Source organism: Arcicella sp. GW458-12-2-14-TSB2 (genome assembly GCF_059423785.1).
In genome coordinates, this window is the sequence record NZ_JBWKYN010000056.1 from 23,933 (window position 1) to 30,710 (window position 6,778).

General features: G+C 36.1%; 12 protein-coding genes. 1 reads left to right on the forward strand and 11 read right to left on the reverse strand.

Annotated elements, in window-relative coordinates; all coding sequences use genetic code 11:
- Positions 1-5 precede the first annotated feature (5 nt).
- The 11 genes from AC07XN_RS10200 to AC07XN_RS10250 form a co-directional block, all read right to left on the reverse strand.
- Positions 6-242 (reverse strand): hypothetical protein, encoded by a 237-nt coding sequence (locus AC07XN_RS10200; RefSeq protein WP_494742982.1) that lies wholly within the window; start codon positions 240-242, stop codon positions 6-8.
- Between the two features lie 2 nt (positions 243-244).
- On the reverse strand, positions 245-754 hold the full coding sequence (locus AC07XN_RS10205; protein ID WP_494742983.1) for a hypothetical protein: 510 nt from the start codon (positions 752-754) through the stop codon (positions 245-247).
- Positions 720-1,556 carry a hypothetical protein gene (locus AC07XN_RS10210; protein WP_494742984.1) on the reverse strand — a complete coding sequence of 279 codons (837 nt, stop codon included), beginning with the start codon at positions 1,554-1,556 and terminating at the stop codon, positions 720-722. The genes AC07XN_RS10205 and AC07XN_RS10210 overlap by 35 nt, the downstream gene beginning before the upstream one ends.
- Positions 1,556-1,759 carry a hypothetical protein gene (locus AC07XN_RS10215; protein ID WP_494742985.1) on the reverse strand — a complete coding sequence of 68 codons (204 nt, stop codon included), beginning with the start codon at positions 1,757-1,759 and terminating at the stop codon, positions 1,556-1,558. Before AC07XN_RS10215 ends, AC07XN_RS10210 begins: the two co-directional genes overlap by 1 nt.
- A gap of 83 nt (positions 1,760-1,842) precedes the next feature.
- Entirely contained in the window at positions 1,843-2,394 is a 552-nt protein-coding gene (locus tag AC07XN_RS10220; RefSeq protein WP_494742986.1) for a hypothetical protein, read from the reverse strand.
- A 151-nt stretch (positions 2,395-2,545) separates the two neighbouring features.
- A complete protein-coding gene (locus AC07XN_RS10225) occupies positions 2,546-2,848 on the reverse strand; it encodes a hypothetical protein (RefSeq protein ID WP_494742987.1) in 303 nt (100 codons plus the stop codon).
- Positions 2,849-2,935: 87 nt separating this feature from the next.
- The gene (locus AC07XN_RS10230; RefSeq protein ID WP_494742988.1) at positions 2,936-3,742 is read right to left on the reverse strand and encodes a hypothetical protein; all 807 of its coding nucleotides are present in this window, start codon (positions 3,740-3,742) and stop codon (positions 2,936-2,938) included.
- Between the two features lie 2 nt (positions 3,743-3,744).
- Positions 3,745-4,782 (reverse strand): hypothetical protein, encoded by a 1,038-nt coding sequence (locus AC07XN_RS10235; RefSeq protein WP_494742989.1) that lies wholly within the window; start codon positions 4,780-4,782, stop codon positions 3,745-3,747.
- Between the two features lie 4 nt (positions 4,783-4,786).
- On the reverse strand, positions 4,787-5,260 hold the full coding sequence (locus tag AC07XN_RS10240; RefSeq protein WP_494742990.1) for a hypothetical protein: 474 nt from the start codon (positions 5,258-5,260) through the stop codon (positions 4,787-4,789).
- Positions 5,257-5,994 (reverse strand): hypothetical protein, encoded by a 738-nt coding sequence (locus AC07XN_RS10245; RefSeq protein WP_494742991.1) that lies wholly within the window; start codon positions 5,992-5,994, stop codon positions 5,257-5,259. The genes AC07XN_RS10240 and AC07XN_RS10245 overlap by 4 nt, the downstream gene beginning before the upstream one ends.
- A 7-nt stretch (positions 5,995-6,001) precedes the next feature.
- On the reverse strand, positions 6,002-6,310 hold the full coding sequence (locus tag AC07XN_RS10250) for a hypothetical protein (RefSeq protein WP_494742992.1): 309 nt from the start codon (positions 6,308-6,310) through the stop codon (positions 6,002-6,004).
- Positions 6,311-6,512: 202 nt separating this feature from the next.
- Here AC07XN_RS10250 and AC07XN_RS10255 point away from each other — a divergent pair, with 202 nt between their 5' ends.
- Positions 6,513-6,707 carry a hypothetical protein gene (locus AC07XN_RS10255; RefSeq protein WP_494742993.1) on the forward strand — a complete coding sequence of 65 codons (195 nt, stop codon included), beginning with the start codon at positions 6,513-6,515 and terminating at the stop codon, positions 6,705-6,707.
- The last annotated feature ends 71 nt before the right edge of the window (positions 6,708-6,778 follow it).

Genomic DNA, 6,778 nt, shown 5'->3' on the forward strand with positions numbered 1-6,778 from the left:
GTGTCCTAATAATTTTTATAACTAATTAATGCCCATTTAATGACCCAATACATTAAAAATGCAAGTATCAAGAATGAACCTGAGAACGCTAAAAACAGGTACAAACCCATCGTTTTAATCGTTTCAGTCTCCATACTCACATTCGTATTTACATTGATTTCAGGTTTGGCTTTACCTGAAATGAAGTTGTTGAGTGTTTCGGAGTTTAATGCTCCAAGGATATTTTCTAATATATTCGCCATTTTTATTGAACTCCAAAACCTTCTAAACGTTTTACAATACTGTCTCTATAATTATCCGAACTTGGTGGGCCAATCCATGACAAAAACTTGTCGTTTAAATCATTACGTAATGACCGCTTTCTTTTCTTTTGATAGTAGTTATTAAGCGTGATGAGCTTTCTATCATCTAATGAATTTACTTCAAACAATAGCTCTGACATTGTCCAACTACCATTCAACCAACTATCTAAACTCGTAAACAGGTCTAATTCAAGGTTGACAAGTCTTTCATTCACCCACCGTTGAAATTCAGCGTCTTGCAAGGGTGTAACTGGTGATGCAGGTGTGAATTTTACATCGTTGAGCTGTCTGGTTTCATTGTCTTTCTTGCCACGAGCATATATCCACCAAATAACCAATCCTAAAGGAACTACGATAAAAGAAATCGCTAAAACGGGTTTGGTAAATAACAGTGATTTAAACCAAGACTTAGTGCCTTCAAGCGTCAACCATTTTTTGTCTTTCCCTTCCACGACTAACCTCCTTTCTTTTGTTAAGTCTATACCAACGGTACCCAAATACAATAAAGAATATCACTGTAGCAAATCCCAAAAACCAGTACAAAATTGTCGTAAACGATAATCCCTCACTGGTATTACCAGACTGCGGGTCTTCTGCTTCAGTAATACCTGTCGCATTGTCCTTGGGAAGTGCCTTTGATTGAGGTTTTACCTGTGAGACATTGTTTTTACCGACCCAGCCCAGTGCTACCCCTTTGGCATTATACACCTTGATAAAGGTGACAGTAAGGTACTTTTGGGTTTGATTGTCGGTATATCCTACAATATCACCATAAGGAACTTCACGGATGACGTTCTTTACATTAAGCGTACTGGGTGTACTTCTTAATCTTGTCCCTCCTACAGTGGTTGAATACAAAACTATCAATTCTTGATTATTGGCAACTGGCTTAACAACCGTGTTAGAAGATGCTACAAAGTCTAAATCTTCTATTTTAAACCACAGGTATGAAATAAGCTTTTCTTCGTCATCTAGGTAGGGTTCATCTAACAATACTTTAGCATAACGAACCAGTACATTTGCACCATTTACCTTTTCAGTGATGGTAGAAATTTGGTCTAATACCCCTACTTCAACGTTAGCCGCTAAAGATAGCTTTTTGAGTGTATTGACTTTAAAAACGCCACCAACTAAACTACCTGATTGTATGATGTAACTTTTGCCTACTGTTGCTTTATTCGTCCTTACTTTGCTGTTCTGACCACTTCGTGCTTCTGCACTCGTGAGAGAAGTAATAAAATCGAGTACATTCATTAGTTTACCTCCTTCTTTTTAGTGGATGGTATCCATTTGTTAAAAAGATTGATTGTCCCATTGGCAATCACGACAACAACTCCTAAGAATAGCCCTAATAGCAAAGCACCAAAAAAATAATCGATTGCTGAATAAACCCTATTCTTAACTTTTTCGGTCTTTACTTCTTTGTCTGTTGTCGTCACTGTTGTTGTATTTTCCATCATTCCATGTTGTTAAAGAAAAAAAGGAGTCTTCGCCACTTGTCATGTGGCTATACTCCTTCTTATTCAAATGATTACAGGTCTTACTTTGAGACTACTTTCTTTTTCTTCTTGGTAAGGGCTTTAATAGCTAAATACCCTACATAGGCTACCGCAGGAACAATCAAAAACCATGACCAAGTTGGTAATGCTGATAAAGCAGCGTTGGCAGTTTTCGGAGTCGTTGTTGGGTCTTCAGTGCTTGTACCTGTTTTCAATTTACCTGTTTTAAGGTCAATGTCTGTGGGCACGTCTGAAATGTCCTCTGCTTTAATAGCATCCCATTGAAACTGTCCAGTTGCAGCGTCATACGCATAAGCAGTGGCTGTTAGCTTTTCAGCGTTGTACACCGTATCTGTCAATGATGCTGTGAAAGTTAGCGAACCATTGAGGGTTTTCTTTGGAGTTAGGTTGTAACTCGTTTTGTTAAAGACGTGGAAGTTACCTTTGACATCACCTTCCCAGCCATACAGGTAATTTTCTGTATCAGCTTCTTTGAAAGCATGAATCTTGGTAGGTGATGTTAATGTCTCGCCATTGATAGAAAGTAAATCTCCAATGTTGGCTTTGACGAATAGGAATTTTTTAACGGCCATTGTATTTTCTTTTTTAAGATTTGCAAATTCGTTTGTTCGTTTGAATGTCCAAATCTATTTTCTTTAAACTAGCTTCAAATACTGTAGTGAACCGTGGTGAACTGTATTCTACTAGACTGAACCGTAGTGAACTGTACTGAACCCTAGTGAACTATTCCTTACACTTAATCACATCAGAAATCCACTTTTGCCAAGCTTCGTATTCATTAAATTCTTTCATGGTGCTAATTTCATAATCAGTGGGATTCAGCCTTCTAAGTAAATCAACTTGCCAAGGCAATAATGCCTTTCCCTTTAATTTCGAAATAGTTAATTCGTAATTAACATTCAGAAAATTATTATACTGTTCCATGATGGACACATACGTTTCAAAATGAACGTTGTGTTCCTTCGCTAGATTTTTAAGGTAAATTTTACCCTGTATATGTTTATTTTCTGAAGAATTTGATGACACAATTTGAAATTATTTTCACTAAATGGATAGCAACTAGCATAAATAATGAGACTCCGAAAGCTATTATCACACATAATTCGGGCATAATCAAGGATTTAAAGGTTCAATATCATCACCGACCGCCTTGTAATATACGTTACCTAGTTTTGTAACTAGCTCGCCATTGGTTGGTGTAAAGATGTATGCCTCATTTATCCATACAATAAGCTCAGAAAGTCTTAATCGATTGGGATGGTTTGCCACTTTATTCATAGCTCTTACCTGCATTTGTGCCTTGGTAAGTACTTCCTGACCTTTCTCAATCTTTTTAAAGCCTATGCCACCTTCTGCATCATCCGTTTCCTTGACAATCGCTTTTTGAAAATATGTCCAAAGAGCGGGTGGGACTTGATGAAAGGTGTGGTAAGTAAACATTACCTCATTAGATTTTATCCTGTTACCTGCTACGATTGAAAGAAGATCCTGAAACTTTTTTGATGCTAGGTTGCCACGTACTACGTTATTCAAATCATCAAAAATGATAATATAGTCCAAAAGAGTATGTGCATATTTAGTAAAATTCTCAAGGTTTCCGTCCACTACTATTGACCAATCAAATAAATTTGATTTAGTGTTAGCTACTGTCAAGATTTGACTACACGTAATTTTATGGAATGCACCGGGCATTTTCCACCCTGGTTGAATGAGTGATACTGCCTCCTGAATAGCTGACTTCTTTCTGAACACTGGATTGTACTCCTGTGGATTGAAGATGATTACTCGCTTTGTTTTACCATTTTCGTAGGCGATTCGCTGTAAAGTTGCTGCCAAGAATAATGCTGAAACTGTTTTACCTGTTCGCTGGCTGCCTACAACCAACCAATTGAACGATTGAATTTCTTTTGGCTTTGCCATAATTACTCCTGTTCTGAATCATGATGATTTCCTTCTTCATCTTGCTGAAATTCACTTTTTTCTTCTTCAAATTTTTCAGCTTTTGTTTCTTCTAATTTTTGTTGCCTTTTTAGCTCCATTTCAGACCATTCGTCATTAATGTCCTTCTTCTCTGTTTGAACCTGTGGATTAAATTTATCCCAATGGTCATTAGCAGGGTCATTCCAATCATCTAGCAAAGGATTGGTGTAAGTACTTGTTTCTTCTGGCATTGTTTGTGTTGGGAGAACTTCAGCAGTATTATTTGGCTCTGTTACTTTGTTGATAGGTTTATCAATATACTTACGCTTCATGGCTAATGCTCCTTTGACAATATTTGGTTTCATATCAAGGGCAATATCAACGGTATAATCAGCGATTAATTTTAAAAATGGCTCTTGCATTTTCATGGTTAGCAATTCAATCGGATTGATGCCTTTGAAATCTGGTGTTAAACCATTTCGATAGTCTTCTTCAAACTCCATCATAAAGTATTCTATACATGAATCTTTGAAGTAATCATCAATGCTTACACTTTCAATTGCCTGAAGGTGCTTTTGATTTCGGATGATTTTTTGGACTTCTTTCGGTAATTCAGCTAATTCTTCATCCTCCTTATCTTCGTGTGTTTTGGCAATAATATCATCGCCTTTGCTTTGAATGATAATTTTAGCCAGTACTTTTTGATAGAGATAATTCTTTTGTAGCTTCAAAATTATCATATCCGTTTTCATGGTAGCTCTTTTGCGGAATGAGTCCATGAGTGCTTCTGTAACTTCTCGTTCTACTTGCACGGGATGATACAATTCTTCTTCCTCTTCTTCTTGGCTTTGCTGGTTTTGATAGTTTGATAAATGTCCTTCAGCTCCACGGGAACTGGTTGGATTCCCCATCATGCTTTGGTAGGGATGCGGATTAGAATTGCCCCCAAAAGCCCCAAAAGCATTGGAGGCAGTTCTCAAAGCTTCTGATGTGCTAGTTACTGCTTTTGTAGCGTTTCTAATTCTTGAGAATAATGTCATTGTACTATTTGGTTAGTTGGTTGAGTGCGTTAAATAAATTTTTTAGCGGTTTAGGAAGTAGATTAAAGCAAAAAGCTTTCATCCATGCAATGGCATCATTGCTGAGTCTGGATAAAACTGAACGTTTGTAAGTACCAGCTAATTTTTGATATTCAATCTCGTATTGCTTCATCAATCGCTTTCGGCGAGACAATCTCCAAGATGTTTTTGCTACTTCCTTTTCTACTACTTGTCGTATAAGTGGGTCAAGTTTTACTTCTTGAGCTGATATTACTCCAGACTTAATACAATGAGTTAATAAAAGATTTAAGTGTAGGGAATTAAACGTTTCAAGTTCTGATACTGATTCCTGAAATTGGATGGCATTACGAGCAACCTCGAACTGAGTTTCCCAAAATTCTTTGTCACCTTCTCCCATGATAGCCTCTACCTTGTAGCTATTATCGGGTAGGTGTTCCACGATGGCGAGATATTTCATTGGTAAGAATTTAGTATCACAAAAATAGATTCTGTCGCTTGAACTTCCTCTGCCTTAATCCCTTCATAAAGCATCAGATTTAGCTTTAATTTATTCAAAGCTGTCATGGCTAACCCTCCGTTTTGATAATAGTAGTTAATTACATTTTCAGCATTTTTGAGTGACTGTTTGAAGGTATTTAGATAATCTAATGCCTCATCATAACTCATTGCTGAGAATTCTTCAATAAGTGTAGTGATATAATTAAATGAAAATAGTTCTTCTCGTGGTTGCCTTGAAAATTGGCTGAATAATTCATCTATATGTGTGTTTACACAATCGGACGTTTTTGGGGCATTTTCCTGTTTACAAGCGTTTACAGGAGTGTTTACAGGCTCGTTTACATTTGTAAACGTTTGTAAACCAGCTCGTTGAGTAGTGTTTACAGCATTTTCAAAAATAGAAGTATCTGTAAACGGATTTCCCTGTGAATCATACTGGGTATTTCTTAACACAAAAAGTATCCATTCATTCAGTTCTAGGCTCTTCAATGCTGATAACGCTTCATACTTAACTTGCTCATGATTAGGTAAAAATACAATCACACCATCAGATTCTTTCAAAAATTGAATTTCATGCCTTGCATCAATGATTTCTTTTAAATAGGTCGATTCATCGGGATAACCTTTGGCTATCCATTCATTCCTGAATTTTTCTTTGTAGTCATCATCTACTCTAATAGCAAGAGAAGCCATAGTATTTTTAGTTTAGCAAGGTTGAAAATTGCGATTTTATCATGGACTTTACAGGCTCTTTTACGCCTTCTAGTAGATTTTGAATAGCTGTTTCACGCTCTTCAGCAATCTGTCCTTCAAGAAGCTCAAAGGATTGATTGATAGCTGCCATCAATTCGTCAGGTGTAGGCTCTACCTGCCAAGTAAGACTTACAATCCTTCTCGGTGAGACAATGACATGAACATCATCAACCGTGAAATCAAATGTACTCTCAGACAGTGTAGTATTAACTACATCAAGTTTCTCTTTGAAACTTTGTAAATCAAATCCAAACATATTTTCTTGAGTTTTGTATTGCAAAAGCGTAGGAAATATGTAATTTTAAGCTATTGATTTTCCCCAAAAACAATAAACTGTATTACATACCCCTACGTCCCTTTATTTTCTCAAAATTGGTTAAATTATTTATCGCAAGAAATACCAGAAACGATAAGGTAACGCTACCGAAACGATAAGGTAACGAAAGCATCATTTATACATGGGACGTATTATTAGCAAAAAAGAAATTCGGTTTTTTTTAGGTTATTCAAGCAGAAAAACCTTCAATAATCATTTAGAAAGTTCTGGAGTGAAGCATAAACTTCCTAGTTTTTTTTGGACTAAAAAAACCTTTTTTGAAGAAGAGATTAAAATTTTGGAAGAAGTGTTTAAACAAAAATTTGCATTATCATAAATTTGGATTTAATTTTTTAATAAATGAAAAAAATAAATAGTCTACAATTTAATAAACATTCTGAAATACGA